The sequence below is a fragment of the Haloferax massiliensis genome (assembly GCF_001368915.1).
In the GTDB taxonomy this organism is placed as follows: domain Archaea; phylum Halobacteriota; class Halobacteria; order Halobacteriales; family Haloferacaceae; genus Haloferax; species Haloferax massiliensis.
Map to the genome: position 1 here is coordinate 201,438 of NZ_CSTE01000002.1, position 21,757 is coordinate 223,194.

Consider the following 21,757-nt stretch of genomic DNA (forward strand, 5'->3'; position numbering starts at 1 on the left):
GGGTCGCCACCTGCGACCGTCACCGCGCGACGAGACCTTACAAAACCCTTATCGGCCGCACCGCCGGAGTGACGGACATGGACGAAGCCGACGTACGCGACCGCTTGCGGTCGGTCGAGGACCCCGACCTCGGAGACGATATCGTCTCGCTCGGACTGGTGAACGCCGTCGAGGTGGACGGCGACACCGCCCGCATCTCGCTCGCGCTCGGTGCCCCGTACTCCCCGGCGGAGACGGACATCGGCCGTCGAATCCGCGAGGTCCTCGCCGAGGACGGGTTGGAGGCCGACCTCACCGCCAAGATTCCGACCGACCGCGACCCCGACGAGGAGGTGCTCCCCGGCGTGAAGAACATCATCGCCGTCGCCTCCGGGAAAGGCGGCGTCGGGAAATCGACGGTCGCCGTGAACCTCGCGGCGGGCCTCTCGAAGCTCGGCGCGCGCGTCGGTCTGTTCGACGCCGACATCTACGGACCGAACGTCCCGCGCATGGTCGCCGCCGAGGAAGCGCCGCAGGCGACCCAAGACCAGACCATCGTCCCGCCAGAGAAGTACGGGATGAAGCTCATGTCGATGGCCTTCCTCGTCGGCGACGACGACCCGGTCATCTGGCGCGGCCCGATGGTCCACCAACTGCTCACGCAACTCGTTGAGGACGTGGAGTGGGGCAGTCTCGACTACCTCGTCCTCGACCTGCCGCCGGGCACCGGTGACACACAACTGTCTATCCTCCAGACGCTCCCGCTCACGGGCGCGGTCATCGTCACGACCCCGCAGAACGTCGCCCTCGACGACGCCAACAAGGGGCTTCGGATGTTCGGCAAGCACGACACGAACGTCCTCGGCATCGTCGAGAACATGAGCACGTTCCGGTGTCCCGACTGCGGCAACCGCCACGACATCTTCGGCGCGGGCGGCGGCCGCGAGTTCGCCGCGTCGAACGACCTGCCGTTCCTCGGGGCGCTCCCGCTCGACCCGGCCGTCCGCGAGGGCGGCGACGGCGGCAAGCCCATCGTCCTCGAAGACGACGACGAGACGGCCGACGCGTTCCGCGTGATGACCGAGAACATCGCCGACATGGTCGGCGTCGTCCAGCGGCGGACCGTCAGCGAGCGATGAGCGACGACGGCCGACTGGACGGTGACGCCGACGTGAACGGCGACGCCGACGAAGTCGACTGGGAGATGGCTCCGGACTCGGACGCCGATTTCCCCGCGGACCCCGAGCGCGTCGCGTTCCTCCGCGACATCGCCGACGACATCTACGGCGAGTCCTCCGAGAGCCGACAGGTGTCGGCCATCCTCTACCGCGTCAGCGACCTCTACGACCCCGACGGCGACACCTCGCCCGAGGAGATATACCTGAACGTCCGTCACATCATGGACATCAAGGCCCAGGGCGGCATCGACCGCTGAAGCGTTCGAAACCACGTCTCCCAAGCCCCCGACGGGCGTCCGCCCCCGGACGTTCACTTCCGCTTTCTTCGAGTCCGTGATTCGACCGCCAGCGTCGCCGCCGGCGACTCATCCGCCCGGTCGCCTCGTGTTCACTTTCACCGCGGACTGGAGGTCGGACGAACTGAGAACCTGCGCCGACCGGGCGGGTTTTGGTTCCGGAGCCGAATTCGAGGGTGTGGACGCACACCAACGCCAGTTCCGGAACCCCTTCTCGATGGACACCGATTGCACGAACTGCTCGGCGCTCTGCGAGACGCGCGAGCGGGTCGTCCACGGCTACGGCGACGTGGGCGCGGAGTTCCTGTTCGTCGGCGAGGCTCCGACCGCGGCCGCGGAGCGGGCGGGCGTTCCCTTCACCGGCGACGAGGCCGGCCAGCGCGTCCAGCGCGTCCTCGGCGACCTCGGGTTCGTTCGCTCCGACCCGGACGCCGACGAGCCGGACGTACAGAACGTCTTTTTCACGTACCTCACGCGCTGTCGACACCCCGACCGCGGGCCGACCGACGACGAAGTGGCGACCTGCGAGCCCTACCTGAACGCGGAGATTCGGATGATAAACCCGCACATCATCGTCCCCGTCGGACAGGCCGCACTGGAGGCGCTCGCCTTCGATTACACCACGCGCGCGGCCGACAGTTTCGACGTCGACGCGGAGCACGCGACGACCATCCGCGGCCGCGGCTTCGAACTCGTCCCGATGAAGGAGCCGGAGCGCCTGACCGACGCCGACGCCGAGGCATTCGTCGAACACGTCCGCGAGTCCGTGTTCGCCCGGGACTACCGGCAGACGAAGGGGCGGCAGAGTCGCTGAGGCGGCCCGCCGGGTTCGAGGCGTCCGCGACTGCGCCCCGCAAGCGGCGGGTTCAAGGGTTCCCCGGCGCGAGGGGAGGGTATGACGGTCATCGCCGTACTCGCCGAACCGCCGCGGCCGGGACTGGTGCTTTCGGAACTCGCTGAGACGAGTCCGCTCTCCGAGTCCGAAGCCGCGGAGCTCTACGCCGCGATGCTCAAAGACGTCTGTATCGCCGTCGAGCGGTCGGGCGGCGACCTCCTCGTCAACTACCGCGCCGAGGACGACATCCCCGACGAGTTCGCCGGGGACCACGACTCGGAGGCCGAGGTTCGGAGCGTCGTCGCCGACGCCCTCGGCGGCACCGACGACGCGCGGTTCGAGCCGCAGGTCGGCTCGACGTTCTCCGCCCGAGCGGGCAACACCGTCTCGCACCTCCTCACCGAAGAGGAAGTTCACTCGGTCGCCGTCGTCCGCCCGGTCGCGCCGCTTCTCGGCCGCACCCATATCGACAGCGCGGCGATGAAGCTCCGGAGCACGCCGGTCGTCCTCGGTCCCTCGACGGAAGGTCGGGTCTACTTCTCGGGCTTCCTCGACCCAATCGACTTCACCGACGCCTACGCGGAGCCGGAAGTCGAGACGCTCGCCGAGGCGGCCGACGACGCGGGCCACGGCCTCGACTACGTCCCGATGTTGCCCGTCCTCGAAACGGGCGCGGACCTCGCCACGGTCGTCCCGATGCTCCGCTCGCGGGTCGAATCCGAGCGGCTCGTCCCCGAGCACACGACGACGTTCGTCTTCGAGAAGGGGCTTCGGGTCGAATCGACCGACGGCGTGTTGGAACTCGTCCGCGACTGAGCGAAGCGACAACACTTAGGTGTCCGACTCAAAATTCCCGTGTGAAGGTGGGATGGCGGAGTGGCCTAACGCGCCTGCCTTGAAAGCAGGTTTCCTCACGGAATCCTGGGTTCAAATCCCAGTCCCACCGCATTCTCAGAGAACCGAGACGCGCAGGTTTAGCTGCGCGTCTCCGGTGAACGCGTGACGCGGAGACGGACTGTGATTTGAACGAGACGAGTCGCAGCCCGAGCGGGGCGAGGGACCGTCTCGGCGTTGTTCAAATCCCAGTCCCACCGCACTTACTACGCGACACCAACGACCCCACAAAAAGCGACTAACAGCCCCCGACCAACTCAGAACTGATACGCCATCATCACCTCGTCGATGTGTTCGTCGCCGATGGTGTAGTGGTCTCTGCGAATCGCCTCGGTCTCCCAGCCGTGGTCGCCGAGGAACTCCAGCGCGCGGTCGTTCGTCATCGGAACGCTGTTGTACACCTTCCGGAAGCCGTTGGCCTCGGCCCAGTCGAGGCCGCGACGAAGCAGGAGGCTCCCGATGCCCGACCCGCGGTAGTCCTCCTTGACGCCGACGGTCTGCTGGGCGGTCTCGCGGATGCGCGACACCTGCGGGAGGTCGAGATGCGTCCAGCCGACGACCTCCTCGCCGATGGTGGCGACGAAGAACACGCGGGACTCGACGCGGTTGTGGCGCGTGACCGCCTCGTCGTAGAGGAGCTGTTCGGCGATGGTCTCGGCGACGACGTACGTCTCCTCGGAGGTCACGTCGCGAATCGCGTCGATGAGGCCCTCGAAGTCGCGCTGGCGGCCCGGCCGGATGGTGACGACGCCGGCGTCGGTCTCGTGTTCCTCGATAGCGCCCACGTCGAGCGCCAACTGGAGCGTGCCGCCGTCTTCTTCGAGATAGCCGCGGGACTTCAGCCGGTCGAGTTCGCTCCGGAACTCGTCGGAGGGAACGGGCGCGACGTCGAGGAGGACGTTTCGCTTGGCGGTGCCGTGCCGCTCGACGTACTCGTAAATCAGCTTGCTGGCCTCGGATTCGAACGTCGGGCGCTCGGTCGCTCGCATGACTCCAAGAACGATAGTGTGCCACGCGTATATTTCTTGTTCATGGATAGCAAACAGCATAGTCGGCGCGGCTCGGCAGCGGCGTCCCGCATGACAGATATCAACAGATGCGTAACGGCTTTGAATCGGCCTGCCAACACTCGGGTATGGATTGGCCACACGACCCGGACGGCGAAGAGGGGAGCGAAGGCGGACGCAAGTACGGCCAGGCGGTCATCGCGAAGAAGATCGACGAGGACGAGGACTTCCCGCTGAACAAAGCGGCGTTCGTCGAGGAGTTCGGCGACCACCCCATCCGACTCGACTACGAGCGCGTCGTCTCGCTTTCGGACATCTTCGAGCACGTCGAAGGCGAGGAGTTCGGCGACTTCGTCGAGCTCCACAAGGCCGTCGGCAAGGCGATGCGCGAGAACGGCTTTTGGTTCTACGAGGGCGCGGAGCAGTTCGTCACCGGCAAGAAGGCGTAATCTTCGCGGCCCGGACTTTCGACCCGCGACGGCGAGTTAGTTGCCGGACCCGCGGAACGAGGTCCGCTCTTTGACCTCCCGTTCGATAGCGTCGCGCTCCCACGTGCGCGTCTCGTCGCCCTCCACTTCGGCTTGGACCTTCTCTTCGAGCAGCGTGACCGCGACGCTGTTGGCTCCCTCGGGGATGATGAGGTCCGCGTGCTTCTTCGTCGGCTCGATGAACTGCTCGTGCATCGGCTTGACCGTCGAGAGGTACTGGTCGATGACGCCCTGCAGGTCGCGCCCGCGGTCGATGGCGTCGCGTTGGATGCGCCGGAGGATGCGCACGTCGGCGTCGGTCTCCACGTAGAGCCGGAGGTCGAGCATCTCGTTTACGTCCTCGTCGTAGAGCGCGAGAATCCCTTCGAGGATGATGACGTCGGTCGGCTCGACGGTCTCCCGCTCGGGCTTCCGGTTGTGAATCTCGAAGTCGTACTGGGGCATTTCGACCGCTCTTCCCTCCAACAGCTCCGAGAGCTGTTCGTACAGCAGGTCCCACTCGAACGCCGAGGGGTGGTCGTAGTTCAACTGCTCGCGTTCCGCCATTTCGAGATGGCTCCGGTCTTTGTAGTAGTTGTCAATCGGAATCCGCGTCACGGACTCGCCGACGTTCTCCGTGATGAGTCGGGCCACGGTGGTCTTTCCGGCACCGCTCCCCCCCGCGATACCGATGACGAACGACGGGATAGTCATTGTCCCAAAGACGCCCGCGAACGGGTTTGAACGCAGCGGTTCGCCGGCTTCACCGCCTTGGTACTTAAAGGAGGATGTGTGGTAGTTTCACGCAACCGATTCTCGCACCGCCGTCGGTCGCAATTATCATGGCTTTTCAAACGCAGGGAGTAAGGCTTATAAGTAGTAGTTGCTATTGCCTTTCACATGGTACGTGATATCGTACGCCGCGACTTCCTCAAGGGAGTGGGAGCCGCGGGCGCGGCAGGCTTGACTGGCTTATCCGGATGCATCGGTGGCGGCGGCGGCGGCGGCCCCGAGGGGCTCGTCGTCATCGGCTACCCCGAAAGCGGTATTCAACTGTTCCGTGACTACTACAGCGCGTCCGACGGGAGCCAGGAGATTCTCGTGCCCGACGGGATGCGCTCCGGGTCGATGCCCGGGCAAGTCGGTAACGACATGGCGAACGTGACCGGGACGGCGCCCGCGGCGGGCGGCCCGAATCAAGACACGTTCAATCAGCTGTTCGAAGACGAGTACGATGCGGCACCGGGCGTCTTCACGTCGCAGACGTACGACTCGGTCGCGATTCAGTTGCTCGCGAACGCCGCCGCCGGGGAGAACTCCGGGCCGGCCATCAAAGATCAGATGCGCCGGATGGCGAACCCCGGCGGGATGACCGTCGGACCAGACAACCTCGTCGAGGGTATCGAGGCCGCCGCGAACGGCGAAGACATCGACTACCAGGGCGCGTCGTCGTCGGTCAACTTCGACGAGAACGGCGACCCGGCGGAGGCCGCGTACGCCATCTGGACGTTCGACGCCGACAACAACGCGACGAGCCAAGAGGACGTCCAGAGCTTCGAGGGCGAGAACCCGGACGGCTCCGGGCCGGCGGCCGACAGCGGCCCGGGCGGTTCCGACCGCGAGATGTCGATCGGTATCCTCCTACCGGAGACCGGCGACCTCGCGGCCGTCGGTGCGCCGATGATTCAGGCCGGACAGATTCCGGTCATGCAGGTCAACGACGCCAACCCGGCCGGCCTCTCGGTCAACGCGCAGATCGAAGACACCCAGACGTCCCCTGACGCCGGTGTCTCCGCCGCGAGTTCGCTCGTCTCCGCGGGCGTTCCCTCGGTCTGTGGGTCCGCGTCGTCCGGCGTGAACGTCCCCGTCTCACAGCAGGCGTTCATCCCGAACGAAATCGTCGGCTGTTCGCCGTCCTCGACGGCGCTGTCCGTCTCGAACCTCGACGACAACGACTTCATCTTCCGGACCGCGCCCTCGGACTTCCTGCAGGGCCGCGTCATGGCGCAGGTCATGGCCGAGCGCCTCGAAGCCAGTTCGGTCTCGACGCTGTACGTCAACAACGACTACGGCCAGCAGCTCTCCGAACGCTTCGCGAACGTGTTCAGCGACTCGTTCGACGGCGAGGTGTACAACCAAGTCGCGTTCAACATCGGCGAGTCCTCGTACTCCTCGGTCATCGAGACGGCGCTGTCCGGCCCGGAGAACTAACCCGACGACAACCCCGGATTTTCTTTCGTCGCCGCCGACGCGAGCGGCCGCGCCCGGTCGTCGCGCCCGCGTTCCGGTTCGCGTCTCTGTTCGTGATTCTGTTCCGCTCTCGCCACACGCCCCCGGGGGACACAAGACATACATACCCCCGTTGACAGATTCGAGTCGATGAAGCGACGCGCCCTCCTCTCGACCGTCGCCGGGTCGGCTCTCGGACTCGCCGGCGGCTGTCTCTCCGACGCCGACGAAGCGACCGAGACCCCCGCGAACCCACAGACCACCGCGACCGGCTCTCCGACCGGTTCGCCGACCGAGACGGACACGTCGGACCCGGAGGCCGACCCCGACGTCGGCCTCTCGGTCGTCAACGAGGACGACGAACCGCACGCGCTGTCGGTTCGAGTGACCGACGGCGGCGGGACGCGCGTCGACAGTTCGCTCGACGTCGGGGCCGGGCCCGGCTACGGGCGGAACGTCGCGAACGACCTCGTCGGCGACGGCAGCTACCGCGTCGTCGCGGAACTCGAAACGGGCGCGACGCTCGACTACGAGTGGACGGTCACGAACGAGGCGCGCCGCCTCGAACTCGTCGTCACGCCCGACGCCGACCTCGAACCGCGGCAGCGCGTGACGCCGGCATTCGACGACGCCGACCTGCCGTACTCGGTGCCGGATGCGGCGGACATCTTCTCGCCGCCGACCGCGGGGATTCGGAACCGGAGCGACGCCGACGCCCGGCTTACGGTCGCCATCGAACACGACGGGACCCTCTTTTTCGAGCACGCGTTCGACGCGGCGACCGACAGGGAGATTTCGACGCCGTCGCTCGTCGAGTCCCACGGCACCTACGAGGTGTTCGTGGAGGCCGAAGACGGGCGCACCGCGACCCACGAGTGGCGCATCCCCGAGAAGTGGGCGTGGCCGACGCTCGCGGTACTCGTCGCGGACGACGGCTCGCTCCGGGTCGGCTCTGGATGGCCCAAGATGGCCTCGGTCCACGTCGAAAACGAGGGCGAGGCGGAACGCGACCTGACGGTGACGCTCGTTCGACCCGACGACGCGGACGCCGCCGGCGACGACGCCGGCGGGACCGGCACCGGCTCTGGTGGCACGGTCGTCTCGGAGACGAGCCGGACTGTCTCGCCCGGTGAGTCGAATCTCGCGTTCGACGTTCCCATCGGCGACGAGTACGAACTCAGTATCGAGACGCCCGCGGGCTCGGAGACGGTCGACTACCCGGCGTGTTACTGCTGGAGCACGAACGTGACGGTGACGCTCGAAGGTGGTTCGAGCGGCGGTAATGGCGGCGGCCCGTCGGTCGAGTCGTCCCAGTACGTCTGCGAGTGACCGCCGAAACATAACGCGGCCTCCCGGAGGCGGGAGACGGACTATCCGCCGAGGAAGTCCTGCCGGACCTGTTCGTCTTCGAGGAGCGCGGTCCCGGTGTCCATGTAGCGGTTCTGCCCGTTGGCGAGGACGTAGCCGCGGTCACAGCGCCGGAGCGCCTCCTTGGCGTTCTGTTCGACCATCAGGATGGCCGTGCCGGCCTCGTTGATCTCGTCGATTTTGTCGAACATCTCCTCGACGAGGTCGGGCGCGAGCCCCGCCGACGGCTCGTCTAACAGCAGCAGGTCGGGGTCGAGCATGAGCGCGCGACCCATCGCGAGCATCTGCTGTTGCCCGCCGGACATGGTGCCCGCCTTCTGGTCTTTCCGCTCTCTGAGGATGGGGAACCGCTCGTAGACCGCCTCCATGGCATCCTGCGGCACCTCGTCGAGGATGTACGCGCCCATTTCGAGGTTCTCTTCGACCGTCAGCGTCGGGAAGATGTTGTCGTTCTGCGGGACGTAGCCGATGCCGACGTGGATGATGTCCTCGGGGCGACGGCCGGTGATGTCCTCGTCTTTGAACCGGACGTTGCCGCCCATGTGGGCGGTCAGTCCGAAGACGGATTTCATCGTCGTCGACTTGCCGGCCCCGTTCGGCCCGACGATGGTGACGTACTCGCCGTCGAACACGTCCATGTCGACGTCGGTGAGTATCTGGAGGTCGCCGTAGCCGGCGTCGAGGTCGCGGACGCGCAAGAGCACGTCGTCGCGGCCCTCGACGCCCGCGCCGCTCGTCGCGTCGGTGTTGGCGTCGACGCTCATACGTTGCCTCCGAGGTAGGCCTCGATGACCTCTTCGTTGCTCCGAATCTCGTCGGGCGTCCCCTCGGTGAGCACTTTGCCCTGGTGGAGGACGATGACGTGTTCACAGTTGTCCATGATGAGGTCCATGTCGTGTTCGACGAGCAGGAACGTGTAACCCTGTTCGCGGAGTTCGTGTACGTGTTCGAGCAGCTTCTTCTCCAGCGTGGGGTTGACCCCGGCGAACGGCTCGTCCAAAAGCAGCATGTCGGGGTCGGTCAGAAGCGCCCGCGCCATTTCGAGGAGTTTGCGCTGACCGCCGGAGAGGTTGCCCGCGTACTCCTCCGCGATGTGGGCGATGTCGAAGAAGTCGAGCACCTCCCAGACGCGTTCGAGCAGTTCTTCTTCCTGTTCGCGGACGTCGTCGCGGACGCCCGGCATGACCGAGCGCCACAGCGCCTCGCCGCGCTGGTGTTTCGGCGCGAGCATCATGTTTTCGAGGACGGTCATCTCGCTCAGTTCGCGGGCGATTTGGAACGTCCGGACCATCCCGCGGTTGGCGATTTGGTGGGGTTCCTCGCCGGTGATGTCCTCGCCGTTGAACGTGACCGTGCCGGCATCGGGCTTGAGCATCCCCGTGATGAGGTTGAACGTCGTCGACTTACCGGCCCCGTTCGGCCCGATAAGCCCCGTGAGCGTCCCGGATTCGACCTCGAAGGTCGCGCCGTCGACGGCGGTGATTCCGCCGAAGGACTTCTCCAGTCCCTCGACCTGAAGCGGGTAGTCGACCGACGTGTCGACGCCGGAGGCGAACGCGCCGAGCGCGCCCTCGTCGACCTTGTTCGCCACGTCTTCGACGGGCTGGTCGGCGGCGTCACTCATCGGTCTCACCCCCCTCGGCCGCGGCGTCGACGCCGCCGTCGGTGCGGACCGAGTCGTCGTCGCCGCCGTCCGCGGCCATCGACTTCGGCCGCGACAGCGGGATGACGGACGCCGTCTCCTTGCGGTAGCCGAGCATCCCCTCCGGCCGGTTGTGCATCAGCCAGATGAGCACGAGCCCCATCACGACCAACTGGAGCTGCCGGATGCTGTCGACCGTGTACAGGAGGAACGGCACGGGGTCGAACTGCGAGATGAGCGGCGAGATAGCCTGTCCGAAGCCGGACGGCGAGTCGAGGTTGGGGAACACCGCCGTCACGAGGTTCTGGAAGTACCGCGGCCCCTGGTAGAGCACCGCGGCGAAGACGGCCCCGCCGAGGACGCTCCCCGTGTTCGAGCCGGCACCGCCGATGATGAGCGCGATCCAGACGAAGAACGTCACGCGCGGCCGGAAGAAGTTCGGCGTCACCGCGCCCTGCGGGACGAGCCAGAGGATGCCGGCGAGCCCCATGAGCGCACAGCCGAGCATGAACGACTTGATTTTGAACCGGTCGGTGTTCTTGCCGAGGGCGTTCGCCACGTCCTCGTCCTCGCGGATGGCCTTCAGGACGCGACCGAACGGCGACTCGCCGGTGCGCTTGAGCAGCCAGTAGAACGCCGCGACGAAGCCGAGGAGCAACAGCCCGTAGATGAGGCCGTCGACGACCGGCTTGGGGTTCCTCGGCACCACCACTTGGAAGGCGTCGACGAAGCCGAGGTACGCGTTCCAAAGGCCGACGCCGCGGAGCAGCGCCTCCAGCGGCGGGGCGAAGTCGAGGATGAGGCCCGACCCGCCGCCGAAGCCGACGCGGTTGCCGAACAGCTGGAACTGCTGGAGTTCGCCGGAGAGGAAGCTGAACCGGACGATTTCCGACATGGCGATGGTGACGATAGCGAGGTAGTCGGCCCGCAACCGGAGCGCCGGGAGCGCGACCACGAGCCCCAAGAGCGCGGCCGCGAGCATCCCGGCGAGGATGCCGACCCAAAGCGGCAGGCCGAGGCCGCCGACCTGCGCCGCGCCGCCGGCGACGTACGTCGGTTTCGTCACGATTGCCGTGACGTAGACGCCGACGGCCATGAAGCCGACGATGCCGATGTTGAACAGCCCGGTGTACCCCCAATGGAGGTTGAGCGCGAGCGACAGCATGGCGAAGACGCCGATGTAGAACGTCAGCGTCGCGATGGAGTTGAGCTGTCCGCGGAGCGTGTAGCCGAGGACGAACCCGGCGAGGACGTACGCGAGGTACGTCGCGAGGAGGACCAGCACGATGAGGCCCGCGTCGCCGCCCGGAATGCGGTCGGTGAAGTCGTCGCGGACGCTCATGCGGTCGCCCTCCCGCTGAACAGCCCGGACGGTTTCACGAGCAGGATGACGATCATGACGACGAAGGCGGCGGCCCGCGAGAACGCCGAGGGAATCCACAGGACCGACATGGACGCCGTCAGCCCGATGACGAGGCCACCGGCGATGGCCCCGTAGATGGAGCCGATGCCGCCGAGGATGACCGCGGCGAAGATGAGAAGCAACAGGAGCCACCCGTCGTTGAACCCGAGTGTCCCCTTCCAGAGGATGAACATGTACCCGGCGACGCCGGTCAGTCCGCCGCCGATAATCCACGTCGCGCGGACGACGCGCTCGGTGGAGATACCGGTGATGAGCGCGAGGTCCTTGTTGTCGGCCATCGCGCGCATCGCCTTCCCGAGTTTCGTCCGCTGTAAGAGGACGTGAACGCCGAGCATCAGACCCGAGGCGACCACGAGGAGCGTGATGTCGTGGGCGTTGATGAAGACCGTTCCGTCGACGAAGTACAGCGATATCGAGGGCGGCTGGGCGGTCGTGCCGCGAACGTCGGAGCCGAAGACGAACTGCATCAGGTAGCGGAGCGCGAACGCGACCCCGATACTCGTGATGAGGAGCGTGATACCGTCCTCGTTCCGAATCGGTTTGAAGATGGTTCGGTCGACCGCGAGCGACAGCGCGATGGCGAAGCCGCCGGAGACGACGATGCCGGCGACGACCGCGAGCGGCGTCGAGAGCATCCCGATGCCGAGCGTCCCGCCGTAGACCGACCCCCCGGCCCCGACGAGCAGGAGCGCGCCGACGTCGGCGCGACCCAGTCCGGCGATGAGATACGTCGTCGCCCACCCCGAGAACGCTCCGGCCGTGATGTAGTCGCCGTGCGAGAAATTAGCGAAGTTTAGAATGCTGTACGTCATCGACAACCCGATGCCCGCGAGGCCGATTACGAGCCCCCGCATCAGACCGTCCCAGACCAGCGTGCCAATGTCGGCAAACTGCGTCTGCCCTGTTGCTAACCCGAGAAGCAAGTCACCGAGTAGTACGACTGCGATGACCGCCAAGACGAGCGCGAACGGACGCTCGATGGCGAGCTGCCTTCCCCGAGTGTAGGTTTCGGCAATACCCATTGATAACTATCCTCATGATATGTGCGGACCATAAACATAGATAAATCTTTCCTCATCGGTCGTCTTTACTGACCCCACTCGGCACCCCGCAGGAATGCGATTCCCCGATTTGGAGTCGAATCGTCGACACTTAAAAGCGGATAGAGCCACGACAGACACCATGCGCGTCAGTTCGGCGGCGTTTTCGGACCTCGACGCCCTCGCCGACCTGTGGGTCGAACTCGCCGCGGACCAGCGGGCGTTCGGGTCGCACCTCCGGGCCGACGCCAACCGGACGTCGATTCGGGAGGCGCTGGCTCGGCACGTCGCCGCCGACGGCGTGCTCGTCGCCCGGGAGGGCGATGAGGCGGCCGGTTCGGGGTGCGGGACGGAACCCGCGGACGCGGACGGCCTCGTCGGGTTCGTCATGTTCGACATCGAGGCGGGGGCGTACGAACAGGACGCGACCCGCGGGATGGTTCGGAACCTGTTCGTCCGTCCGGCGTACCGGAACGCCGGCGTCGGCACGCGACTGCTGGCGGCCGCGGAGGACGCGCTCGGCGAGGCTGGAGCCGACACCGTCGCGCTGGACGTGCTGGCGGCCAACGACGCCGCCCGCCGGTTCTACCGACGACACGGCTATCGACCCCACCGCGTCGAACTGGAGAAATCGATGCGAAGCGATACACACTCAAAGGAGGACGGGTAACCGGCAGACGCGCCAGGAGAGCATGGGCGGTTCATGCACTCGACTTGTAATCGAGACTTCGTGGGTTCGAATCCCACTCCTGGCTTCCCTCGGCGGTTCGCTCGGTCCTCTTGCGTCTCGTCGCCCACCGCGAGCCACCGCCGCGACCGGGGCCGAACCGCCGCGCCGTCAGTTCCGCCGGGCGGGCGACCGCACGCGGATGAGGAGGAGCGTTCCCGGGACGCCGAGGACGAGCGCGCGGAACGGGTTGTGCTTGATGATGACGTCGGGGTCGAGCGGCTCCGACTGGAGGTCGGTGATGCGGATACACGAGTAGTAGACCGTGACGTGAGTCAGTACGTACGCGAACGCCGCGGGGACGACGACCGGATACCGGATTCCCAGCATCATCAGCCCCTCGAACGCGAAGGCGGTGAGCGCCGAGATGAAAAGGAGATTCCCCAGTTGGAGCGTGACGCCGGTCAGCGCCGTTATCGCGGTGTCGAACAGCGACGCGCCGTAGGGCGTGTACGTGAGCGCGGTGACGACTGCCACCGCTCCGAGGAAGAGCCCGGCGAACAACCCAGACAGCGCGTACACGAACTCCATTGGAGGACCGTTACGGGACCGACGGGTGCGAGGAATTTAGTTCTACCCCCCTCGTTATCGCGGTCGAAAATCAGAGAACCCCCACGAGAGCGGCGTGGACGCGGCGTCGAGACGGAATTTTATCTTTATCGGGAACGTCGTGCTCGGTATGAACGGGACCGACCAATTCATGCTCGCCGTGACGCTTCTCATCTTCGCGCTCCTCGTCGTCGGCCTGCTTCTCGCAGTCGCGTAGGGAGAAAACTTATGTGATATTCATGGAGGATACTAGATACCATGCCGGAATGTCAGAACTGTGGTTCGTTCGTGACGCCCGCATACGCCCGAGTGTTCGCTCCAGATGGCATGGAGAACCCGCGTGTCTGCCCGAACTGCGAGGATATGGTCCGCGACGGCGCACAGGTGCGGGCGGCGCGTTCGCCGAGAAATCACTGACTCGCCGAGCCGTCACTGCGCGACGTGGTAGCGTTCGGCGTCCTGCCGGACGAACCCGCGCTTCGAGAGCGTACTGAGGATGCTGTAGAGGGCGATTTTCTTCATCTCCAGCCCGTTTTGCAGGTCGGTGATGGACGCGCCGTCGTGCGTGGTGAGATAGAGGTACACGAGCTTGGCCGAGGGCGATTCGAGTTCGCCGGGGACTTCGATGGTCGGAACCGTCTGTTGCATGGTCGTTGTCATCCTGTTTGCTTCGACGATAATAAAACTCTCTTACAACAATCGTCGAAGAACCGAGGTTGGGGGTGAGGCGGCGAACGTCTCGAATTCGGGAGAATCGTCGAATTCGTCACGAACGTACATCGGGTGAAATCCGCCGTTCGACGGCTCCAACTTCGACTGTCGTCGAAGGAATCGGGCCGGGGCGGTCGAGGAGCGAACGCCCCGAAGCGTCCGGTTCCGAGACGGAAGGGGCGGGAGTCGAACCACGCGAAGCCATTGAAAACCACCGGTCCGACCGCGAGGGCCTGTACCGGTGTGCTCTACCACTGAGCCACCCTTCCGGCCGGGCGTAGGGGTCGAGCGGGCAAATAGCCGTTGGTGGTCTCGGTCGCTGTCGCGCGGTTCGGCGGCGGTGAGCGCCCGCCGATGCGCCACTGAGCGGTCGAAGTCGAAAGAGACGTCGGTCTGGGACTCTGAGCGGTCGAAGTCGGCTCAGTAGCTCCGGACCTTCGGCTCGTAGGTCTTGTTCTCGCCTTCGAGGATGACCGGCTTGAACCAGAGTTCCGGGCGGCCGTCGTTCCACGAGAGCATCGTGTGCTTGAGCCACTCCTCGTCGCGGCGCTCCTGGTACTCCTTGCGCCAGTGGGCACCGCGGAACTCGTTGCGCGCGAGCGCGCCGAGCGTGATGGCCTCCGCGATGTCGAGGATGTTGCGCGTCTCCAGCGTCTGCAGCAGGTCGGTGTTGAACGTCCGCGACTTGTCGGCCACGAACACGTCCTGATAGAGTTCGCGCGCCTCGCGGATGTCGCGGAGCGCGTCCTTGAGGGCCGACTCCTCGCGGAAGACGTTCACGTTGCGCGTCATCGACTTCTGGACGCGCTCGCGGATTTCGGCCTGCTGGATGCCGTCGTCTCGCTCCAGGAGCGTCTCGATGGTCTCGCGCTCGTCTTCGACGGCGCGCTGGACGAGGTCGGTCCCGGAGGCTGACGCGCCGGCGTCGGCGGCCGTCCCGCCGTCCGCGACGGCGTCCTCGCCGATGCCCGCTTCGCCGAGTTCGACCGGCGAGTCGACCTCGCCGAGTTCGTACTCGCCTTCTTTGCCGGTCGTGATTCTGGCCTCCTCCATGTCCTTGCCCGCGGCGTGGTGGCCGGCGCGCTTGCCGAAGACGATGAGTTCGGGGAGCGCGTTGCCGCCGAGGCGGTTGCCGCCGTGGACGGAGGCGCAGGCGCACTCGCCGGCCGCGTACAGGCCGGAGATACACGTCTCGCCGTTCTCGTCGGTCTCGATGCCGCCCATCGCGTAGTGCTGGCCGGGCTTGACCGGCATCGGCGCTTCGAGCGGGTTGACGCCCTCGAAGTCCTCCGAGAGGTGGACGATGTTTTCGAGGCGGTCGATGATGCGCTCCTCGCCGAGGTGGCGCATGTCGAGGTGGACGTACTCGTCTTCGATGCCGCGGCCCTCGTTGACCTCGGTCAGTTCGGCCCGGGAGACCACGTCGCGGGACGCGAGTTCGCCGAGGTTGTTCGCGTAGCCGTACTCGAACATGAAGCGCTCGCCGTTCTCGTTGTAGAGGATACCGCCCTCGCCGCGGACGCCCTCGGTGATGAGGACGCCCGTCGAGGGGAGCGTCGTCGGGTGGAACTGGATGAACTCCATGTCCTCCATCGGCGCGCCCGCGCGGTAGGCCATCGCGACGCCGTCGCCGGTGTTGGCGACCGCGTTGGTCGTGTGGTCGTAGACCTGTCCGAGACCGCCGGTGGCGAGGATGACGCCGTTGCGGGCGCGGAAGCCCTCGACCTGTCCGGTCTGAACGTCGTAGGCGACGATGCCGTGACAGTTTCGGTCCTCGGGCTTCTCCTCGTCGGAGACGGCCAGTCGGGTCACGTGCCACTCGTCGTACACCTTGATGCCGCGCTTGACGAGCTGCTCGTACATCGTGTGGAGCAGTTGGTGGCCCGTCTCCGCGCCCGCGTAGGTGGTCCGCGGGAACGAGAGTCCGCCGAACGGCCGCTGACTCACGCGACCGTCGTCGTCCCGGGAGAACGCCATTCCCCAGTGTTCGAGCTGGATGGTCTCTTTCGGGCTGTCCTTACAGAGGGTCTCGGCCGCCGGCGCGTCGGCGAGATAGTCCGAGCCCTTCATCGTGTCGTAAGCGTGGTCCTCCCACGAGTCGCCTTCGCGGAGCGCGGCGTTGATGCCGCCCTCCGCCGCGCCCGTGTGACTTCGGACCGGGTGGAGCTTCGACACGATGGCCACGTCGGCTCCTTCTTCGTGTGCCGCAATCGCCGCGCGCAGGCCCGCCCCGCCCGCGCCGACTACGATAACGTCGTGTTCGTACATGGTGTGTTTGGGTGTGTCGTAGGGTTGGTCGAACTTCAGGGTTTCACCGGGAAGTTCACCAGAACTTCAGGTTGTTCTTGATCGCCTCGCGCTTGAGCTCCTGGATGTGCTCCGTGAGGGGGATGTCCTTCGGGCACACCTCGGTACAGGAGAACTGGGTCTGACAGCGCCAGACGCCGTGTTCCTGTTCGAGGATTTCGAGGCGGCGCTGTTTCATGTCCTCGCCCTCGCGTTCGTCCATGGCGAAGCGGTAGGCCTTGTTGATGGCCGCGGGACCGAGGTACTCGTTGTCGCCGGCGGCGATGTTACACGAGGACATACACGCGCTACACCAGATGCAGCGGGTGGACATCTTGACCTTCTCGCGGTTCTCGCGCGTCTGCCGCTGCTCGTCGAGTTCGTCGTCCGGAAGCGAGTTCGTCTGGAAGTACGGCTCGACGGCCTCCATCTGGTCGTAGAAGTGCTCCATGTCGACCACGAGGTCCTTGACCACGTCGGCGTGCGGGAGCGGTTCGACCCGAACCGGCTCCGAGAGGTCCGACAGTTGGGTCTTACAGCCGAGTCGCTGCGAGCCGTTGACGAACAGCGCGTCGGACCCGCAGATCGCCTGCCGGCAGGAGTGCCGGAAGGTAAGCGAGGAGTCGTAGTGGTCCCGCGCCCACATGAGGGCGTCGAGAATCGTCATCCCCTGTTTGTACGGGACGTGGAAGTCGTCGAAGCGGGGCTCCTGTTTCTCCGGCACCTCGGGGTCGTAACGGAAGACCTTGAGGTGGTAGGTGTCGTCCGCGGAGCGCGCTTTCTCGGCCGCCTCGGCCTCGCGCTGTTCTTGGACGCGCTCGGCGCGCTCGCGCTTTTTCGCGTCGCGCTTCTGCTTGCCGGCGGACGCGGTTTCGGTGGCCGATTCCTCTTCGACTGATTCGGGAACTTGCGTGCTCATTAGATGGGAACACCTCCGGCCCACGCGAGGGCCGTGCGGACGCCCTGCACGATGAGGAGGACGCTCGCGAGACCGAGAATCGCCTTGACCGCCGTCTTCCGGGTGCCCGAGAGGCCCTGGTTGACGAGGGCGTTGTAGACGCCGTTGACCCCGTGGAACGTCGCGGTGACGAGGAACAGGATCATCAGCGAGAAGTACGTCAGTCGCTCCATGCGCGCCTGCGAGAGCGCGAACGTCACTTCGTCTGCGTGGTTGAGGAAGTGGAGCAGGAAGAAGTGGAACGCCAGCACCACGACGAGGAACGCGGCGGTCAGCCGCTGCCAGAGCCACCGCCGGCCGCCGGGCTCGAAGGACGTGTATCGCTCCGCCATCAGAGGCTCACCCCCGAGAGGAACGTGGGGACGCTCGCGACGACGATGACACCCGTGAGGATGAGCGACGCGTAGAAGCTCCTGTCCTGTGCTTCCAGCCCGACGCCCAGGTCGACGAACAGCAGTCGCAGTCCGTTGAGGATGTGAAACACCGCCACAGCGAGCAGTCCGACTTCGAGAATACGCACGACCAAGAGGCTCTCCAGCGCCTGAATCGTGTTCGTGTACGCCGTCGCGCCCGAGAGGGCCGTCGACAACACGGCGATGTGGGTGAAGAGATACCCCACAAGCACCCAGCCGGTGAACTTGTGGAATATCCAGGCCCACATACCGGCCGAGAACTCCCGCCATCTGCTGAAGTCCTCGATGAGGCCCCGATTGTAAGACTGACTCATGCTCTTGTGAGTGTCGGGAAGGGGAGGGTATAGAACTTACGTGTATGGAGTTTCGTGAGGGTCGGCAAAAATCGCCGGACTCCGTGTGTCTCGGTTCGGGTCGAACGGTCTCACCGCGTCGTCTCGGGGGAGCCGGACTGCTCGCGCTCGACGACGCGCCGAACCTTGTCCTTCAGTTCGACGAGGTGGCAAAGCGGGTTGCCGGGGTAGACGACTGGGTTTTCGAGGACGCCGACGAGCAGGCCCGTGAAGGGGGCGACGACGGTCACGTTGTCGTCCTTGAACGGGTTCGTAATCGTACAGATGCGGTCGCCCTCGTGGACGAGCGCGCCGCGGTCGTGGTGCATGTCGACGATGCCGCCCACGTCGGCGCGGAGCCACGTCTTTTCGTTTTCGTCCGAGATGACGGTCCGCCAGCCCGGCCAGTTGACCGTCGAGGTTCCCCGGAGGCCGTACTCGGCGAAGACGCTCTCGACGCCCGCGAGCGCCTCGTCGATGAGTTCGCGCTGGAAGCGGTGGGCCTCGCCCATCTCGACGGTTATCGCCGGCGTCCCGTTCGCCGACGACTCGGTTCGGAGCATCCCGCTGGACCCGGAACTGTCGATGATGACGTGCGAGCCGAAGGCGTTGGCGAGGCGCGCGACCGCGGGGTCGGACATGTCGGCGCGGACGTGGAGCATGTTGGTTCGCCCCCGCGTCGAGGTGTGGAAGTCGATGCCGAGGTCGCAGGGCGCGATGAAGTTCTGGTAGATGCGGTGGGCCATCCGCTTTGCCCCCGTCGAGGTCTCGGAGCCCGGAAACGACCGGTTCAGGTCGCGGTCGTAGATGGGGAGGTACCGCTGTTGGGCGAGGAAGGCGGGGACGTTCATCACCGGCATGCAGACGAGCGTGCCCGCGAGGTCCGCGAGGTCCCACTCGTAGGCCACCTCGCGGACGACCTCGATACCGTTCAGTTCGTCGCCGTGGGCGGCGGCGGAGAGGAACACGGTCGGCCCCGCCCGCTCCCCGTTGATGATGGTGACGGGGATGCGAACCGGGTCACCGAGATACGTCTCGGAGATGCCGTACCGGATGTCCTGTGTCTCGCCCGGCTCGACCTTCCCGCCGTTGTAGGTGAAGGCCTCGTTGTCGGCCATGTGATGCGATGGGAGGGCCGGGGTTATAAACGGTCGCGACGGACCGCCCGACGCCGTCCTCGCGGGGTCGAACCACGGAGGCGCGGGTCTCGACCGTCATGTCTTTGAAACCGGAAGGATATCAACTGAGTATGTCCACCACAGACGACGCCGTGCGTGTCGGCGTGCTTTCTCTGCACAACAGCAAGGAGACGAAGGCAATCCTCAACGCGGTCGAAGACCTCGGCCACGAGCCGGTGTGGCTCCGTCGGGAGAACGCGGCGGTCAGCATCGAAGACGGCGAGGTGACAGTCGAGCCTGAGGTGGACATCATCGCGAACCGACTGCTCCTGTCGAACACCGAGGAACCCGCGGAACTCCTCGGGCTGGCGACGACGTTCAACCGCATCCGACCGATGCTCAACGAGCCGGACGCGGTCCTCGCCGCCATCCACAAGTTCGCCACGGCCGCGACGCTCGCCAACTGGAACATCAAGGTGCCCGACGCGCTGCTCGCGCTCTCGAACGACCGGCTGAACAAGGGCCGCGAGCGCTTCGGCGACGTGGGCGTCTACAAGTCCGCCATCGGCACCCACGGCGGCGGGACGTGGAAGGTCGACCTGACCGAGCCCGTCAACCCGAAGGTCGGCAACCGGCAGGCGTTCCTCCAGAAGCTCATCGACCGCGACGGCGACCGCCACCGCGACCTGCGCGTCTACATCGTCGACGGCGAAATCGTCGGCGCGATGTACCGCTACGCCCCGGAGGGCGACTGGCGGACCAACGTCGCCCTCGGCGGCGACGTACTCGACGCGACCGACGAGATGCCCGAGGAGGCAAAGGAGACGGCGCTCTACGCCGCCGAAGTGATGGAGATGGACTACGTCGGCGTCGACCTCGTCGAGGGCGACGACGGCTGGTTCGTCCTCGAAGCCAACCCGACCGCCGGCTTCAAGGGCCTCTATCAGGCGACGGGCAAGAGCCCCGCGCCGCACATCGCCAAGCTCGCAATCGAGCGCGCGGGCGGCGAGGTCGACGAGACGCGCGTCGAGGAACTGTCGGCGACGCTCGACGACTCCGTCCCCTCGTGTGCCCCCAACGAGTCGCCCATCATCGACGGCGAAGCGCCCCTCATCGGCTACATCGAGGAGGTCGTCGTCAACGGGACCAGCGGCTCCCAGCAGACTCTCGCCAAGTCCGACACCGGCGCGACCCGGACGAGCATCGACACGAGCCTCGCCGCCGAAATCGGCGCGGGGCCGATTAAGAGCATGACGCGCGTGAAGTCCGGGAGCCTCAAGAGCGGGAAGGCCCGCCCCGTGGTCGACCTCGTCATCGGTATCGGCGGCACCCAGCACACCGTGACCGCCAGCGTCGAGGACCGCTCGCACATGGACTACCCGCTGCTGCTCGGCCGCGACATCCTCGAACACTACCGCGTGGACGTGCGCCGCCGCGCCAACGCCGACCGCAACGACAGCGACGACGAAGAAGAGGAACTCCTCGAAGAGTAAGTCGGTCCGCCACGCCGCGGCCACCGGCGCGGTCACCGCCGTCGAACCGACCGGCGCCGCATCCGAACAACCGAGACACGCGCACTTTTCTCCCCGACGGCCCAACCACGAGTCGATGAGCGACGACGCCTACCGCGAACTCCGGGCGGACCCCCACCTCGGCGACGTGGTCGACGAACACGGCCCGCTCTCGCTCGACCCGGCCGACGACCCCTTCGAGCGACTGGTCGTCTCGATTGTCAACCAACAGCTCTCGACGACCGCGGCGGCGACGATTCGGGACCGCCTGTTCGACCGCGTCGAGGTCACCCCCGAGGGGATACTGGCCGCCGACGAGGCCGTTCTGCGCGACTGCGGCCTCTCGAACCAGAAAGTGGGCTACGTCCGTAACGTCGCCGACGCGTTCCGAGACGGACTGTCGGCCGAATCGCTCCGGGCGATGGACGACGACGAAGTCGTCGCGGCGCTCACCGAGATTCGCGGGGTCGGCGACTGGACCGCGAAGATGTTTCTCATCTTCGTGCTCGCCCGCGAGGACGTGTTCCCGGTCGAAGACCTCGGGATTCGCCGCGGCATGGAACACGTCTTCGGGTTCGAACGCGACGCCGTCTCCCGCGGCGAGATGCGCGAGCGCGCCGAGCGATGGGCCCCCTATCGGAGCTACGCCAGCCGGTATCTCTGGCGGTGCGTCGACTAACCGTCAGTCGGTGGAAAGCCGACTCGACCGGAGTAATCGACAGACTGCGTCGGGGTTACCCACCGATAGAATAAACGCGAGTTTTGTTTATTTTTCCTGCGAGGGAAACGTTGAA

24 protein-coding genes and 3 tRNA genes are annotated in these 21,757 nt (G+C 66.1%); 13 read left to right on the forward strand and 14 right to left on the reverse strand.

The window, feature by feature from the left end; all coding sequences use genetic code 11:
• Window positions 1-77 precede the first annotated feature (77 nt).
• The 5 genes from BN996_RS05190 to BN996_RS05210 all read left to right on the forward strand — a co-directional run bounded on the left by BN996_RS05190 (window position 78) and on the right by BN996_RS05210 (window position 3,234).
• Entirely contained in the window at window positions 78-1,118 is a 1,041-nt protein-coding gene (locus tag BN996_RS05190; protein ID WP_089777471.1) for an Mrp/NBP35 family ATP-binding protein, read from the forward strand.
• Window positions 1,115-1,414 carry a DUF7976 family protein gene (locus BN996_RS05195; RefSeq protein ID WP_089777472.1) on the forward strand — a complete coding sequence of 100 codons (300 nt, stop codon included), beginning with the start codon at window positions 1,115-1,117 and terminating at the stop codon, window positions 1,412-1,414. The genes BN996_RS05190 and BN996_RS05195 overlap by 4 nt, the downstream gene beginning before the upstream one ends.
• 217 nt (window positions 1,415-1,631) lie before the next feature.
• The gene (locus BN996_RS05200) at window positions 1,632-2,267 is read left to right on the forward strand and encodes a uracil-DNA glycosylase (protein WP_089777473.1); all 636 of its coding nucleotides are present in this window, start codon (window positions 1,632-1,634) and stop codon (window positions 2,265-2,267) included.
• A gap of 81 nt (window positions 2,268-2,348) precedes the next feature.
• Window positions 2,349-3,104: a hypothetical protein gene (locus BN996_RS05205; RefSeq protein ID WP_089777474.1), complete on the forward strand. Its 756-nt coding sequence runs from the start codon at window positions 2,349-2,351 to the stop codon at window positions 3,102-3,104.
• 46 nt (window positions 3,105-3,150) lie between these two features.
• Window positions 3,151-3,234, forward strand: a tRNA-Ser gene (locus BN996_RS05210).
• Window positions 3,235-3,439: 205 nt separating this feature from the next.
• Here BN996_RS05210 and BN996_RS05215 read toward each other — a convergent pair.
• Complete coding sequence (locus BN996_RS05215) at window positions 3,440-4,171, reverse strand: GNAT family N-acetyltransferase (RefSeq protein ID WP_089777475.1); 732 nt, start codon at window positions 4,169-4,171, stop codon at window positions 3,440-3,442.
• Between the two features lie 146 nt (window positions 4,172-4,317).
• On the opposite strand from BN996_RS05215, the gene BN996_RS05220 reads away from it, so the two are divergent.
• Window positions 4,318-4,638: a DUF5785 family protein gene (locus tag BN996_RS05220; RefSeq protein WP_089777476.1), complete on the forward strand. Its 321-nt coding sequence runs from the start codon at window positions 4,318-4,320 to the stop codon at window positions 4,636-4,638.
• Between the two features lie 36 nt (window positions 4,639-4,674).
• Here the strand turns inward: BN996_RS05220 and udk are convergent, their stop codons facing one another.
• Window positions 4,675-5,370: a uridine kinase gene (udk, locus tag BN996_RS05225; protein WP_089777477.1), complete on the reverse strand. Its 696-nt coding sequence runs from the start codon at window positions 5,368-5,370 to the stop codon at window positions 4,675-4,677.
• A gap of 186 nt (window positions 5,371-5,556) precedes the next feature.
• Between udk and BN996_RS05230 the strand changes: the two genes are divergently transcribed.
• Together BN996_RS05230 and BN996_RS05235 are read left to right on the forward strand one after the other, a co-directional pair.
• Window positions 5,557-6,867, forward strand: coding sequence for an ABC transporter substrate-binding protein (locus BN996_RS05230; protein ID WP_089777478.1), 1,311 nt, complete (start codon window positions 5,557-5,559; stop codon window positions 6,865-6,867).
• 168 nt (window positions 6,868-7,035) lie between these two features.
• The gene (locus BN996_RS05235) at window positions 7,036-8,214 is read left to right on the forward strand and encodes an Ig-like domain-containing protein (RefSeq protein WP_089777479.1); all 1,179 of its coding nucleotides are present in this window, start codon (window positions 7,036-7,038) and stop codon (window positions 8,212-8,214) included.
• Window positions 8,215-8,255: 41 nt separating this feature from the next.
• Here BN996_RS05235 and BN996_RS05240 read toward each other — a convergent pair whose 3' ends face one another.
• From BN996_RS05240 to BN996_RS05255, 4 genes are read right to left on the reverse strand one after another with little or no spacing between them, the layout of a single operon-like run.
• Window positions 8,256-9,017, reverse strand: a complete 762-nt coding sequence (locus BN996_RS05240; protein WP_089777480.1) for an ABC transporter ATP-binding protein — start codon at window positions 9,015-9,017, stop codon at window positions 8,256-8,258.
• Window positions 9,014-9,877, reverse strand: coding sequence for an ABC transporter ATP-binding protein (locus BN996_RS05245; protein WP_089777481.1), 864 nt, complete (start codon window positions 9,875-9,877; stop codon window positions 9,014-9,016). The genes BN996_RS05240 and BN996_RS05245 overlap by 4 nt, the downstream gene beginning before the upstream one ends.
• Window positions 9,870-11,237 (reverse strand): branched-chain amino acid ABC transporter permease, encoded by a 1,368-nt coding sequence (locus BN996_RS05250; protein ID WP_089777482.1) that lies wholly within the window; start codon window positions 11,235-11,237, stop codon window positions 9,870-9,872. The genes BN996_RS05245 and BN996_RS05250 overlap by 8 nt, the downstream gene beginning before the upstream one ends.
• Entirely contained in the window at window positions 11,234-12,172 is a 939-nt protein-coding gene (locus tag BN996_RS05255; protein ID WP_193310942.1) for a branched-chain amino acid ABC transporter permease, read from the reverse strand. The genes BN996_RS05250 and BN996_RS05255 overlap by 4 nt, the downstream gene beginning before the upstream one ends.
• A gap of 328 nt (window positions 12,173-12,500) precedes the next feature.
• Between BN996_RS05255 and BN996_RS05260 the strand changes: the two genes are divergently transcribed.
• On the forward strand, window positions 12,501-13,028 hold the full coding sequence (locus BN996_RS05260; RefSeq protein ID WP_089777484.1) for a GNAT family N-acetyltransferase: 528 nt from the start codon (window positions 12,501-12,503) through the stop codon (window positions 13,026-13,028).
• Between the two features lie 11 nt (window positions 13,029-13,039).
• Window positions 13,040-13,113, forward strand: a tRNA-Thr gene (locus BN996_RS05265).
• Between the two features lie 83 nt (window positions 13,114-13,196).
• Here BN996_RS05265 and BN996_RS05270 read toward each other — a convergent pair.
• The gene (locus tag BN996_RS05270; RefSeq protein ID WP_089777485.1) at window positions 13,197-13,616 is read right to left on the reverse strand and encodes a DUF8133 family membrane protein; all 420 of its coding nucleotides are present in this window, start codon (window positions 13,614-13,616) and stop codon (window positions 13,197-13,199) included.
• A gap of 276 nt (window positions 13,617-13,892) precedes the next feature.
• Here BN996_RS05270 and BN996_RS20895 point away from each other — a divergent pair, with 276 nt between their 5' ends.
• Complete coding sequence (locus BN996_RS20895) at window positions 13,893-14,051, forward strand: DUF7563 family protein (RefSeq protein ID WP_449271625.1); 159 nt, start codon at window positions 13,893-13,895, stop codon at window positions 14,049-14,051.
• A gap of 12 nt (window positions 14,052-14,063) precedes the next feature.
• Here the strand turns inward: BN996_RS20895 and BN996_RS05275 are convergent, their stop codons facing one another.
• From BN996_RS05275 to BN996_RS05300, 7 genes are all read right to left on the reverse strand, one after another.
• Entirely contained in the window at window positions 14,064-14,282 is a 219-nt protein-coding gene (locus BN996_RS05275; RefSeq protein ID WP_008094913.1) for a helix-turn-helix domain-containing protein, read from the reverse strand.
• A gap of 234 nt (window positions 14,283-14,516) precedes the next feature.
• Window positions 14,517-14,614, reverse strand: a tRNA-Cys gene (locus tag BN996_RS20020).
• 151 nt (window positions 14,615-14,765) lie between these two features.
• Complete coding sequence (locus tag BN996_RS05280; RefSeq protein ID WP_089777486.1) at window positions 14,766-16,613, reverse strand: FAD-binding protein; 1,848 nt, start codon at window positions 16,611-16,613, stop codon at window positions 14,766-14,768.
• A 55-nt stretch (window positions 16,614-16,668) separates the two neighbouring features.
• The gene (locus tag BN996_RS05285) at window positions 16,669-17,550 is read right to left on the reverse strand and encodes a succinate dehydrogenase/fumarate reductase iron-sulfur subunit (RefSeq protein WP_089777487.1); all 882 of its coding nucleotides are present in this window, start codon (window positions 17,548-17,550) and stop codon (window positions 16,669-16,671) included.
• Complete coding sequence (locus BN996_RS05290; RefSeq protein WP_089777488.1) at window positions 17,550-17,921, reverse strand: succinate dehydrogenase hydrophobic membrane anchor subunit; 372 nt, start codon at window positions 17,919-17,921, stop codon at window positions 17,550-17,552. The genes BN996_RS05285 and BN996_RS05290 overlap by 1 nt, the downstream gene beginning before the upstream one ends.
• Window positions 17,921-18,316 (reverse strand): succinate dehydrogenase, cytochrome b556 subunit, encoded by a 396-nt coding sequence (gene sdhC, locus BN996_RS05295; protein WP_089777489.1) that lies wholly within the window; start codon window positions 18,314-18,316, stop codon window positions 17,921-17,923. The genes BN996_RS05290 and sdhC overlap by 1 nt, the downstream gene beginning before the upstream one ends.
• Window positions 18,317-18,426: 110 nt before the next feature.
• Window positions 18,427-19,452: a succinylglutamate desuccinylase/aspartoacylase family protein gene (locus BN996_RS05300; RefSeq protein ID WP_089777490.1), complete on the reverse strand. Its 1,026-nt coding sequence runs from the start codon at window positions 19,450-19,452 to the stop codon at window positions 18,427-18,429.
• A 131-nt stretch (window positions 19,453-19,583) separates the two neighbouring features.
• Here BN996_RS05300 and BN996_RS05305 point away from each other — a divergent pair, with 131 nt between their 5' ends.
• Both BN996_RS05305 and BN996_RS05310 read left to right on the forward strand, forming a co-directional pair.
• Window positions 19,584-20,945, forward strand: a complete 1,362-nt coding sequence (locus BN996_RS05305; protein ID WP_089777491.1) for a putative ATP-dependent zinc protease — start codon at window positions 19,584-19,586, stop codon at window positions 20,943-20,945.
• 115 nt (window positions 20,946-21,060) lie between these two features.
• Window positions 21,061-21,642 carry a DNA-3-methyladenine glycosylase family protein gene (locus BN996_RS05310; RefSeq protein ID WP_089777492.1) on the forward strand — a complete coding sequence of 194 codons (582 nt, stop codon included), beginning with the start codon at window positions 21,061-21,063 and terminating at the stop codon, window positions 21,640-21,642.
• The last annotated feature ends 115 nt before the right edge of the window (window positions 21,643-21,757 follow it).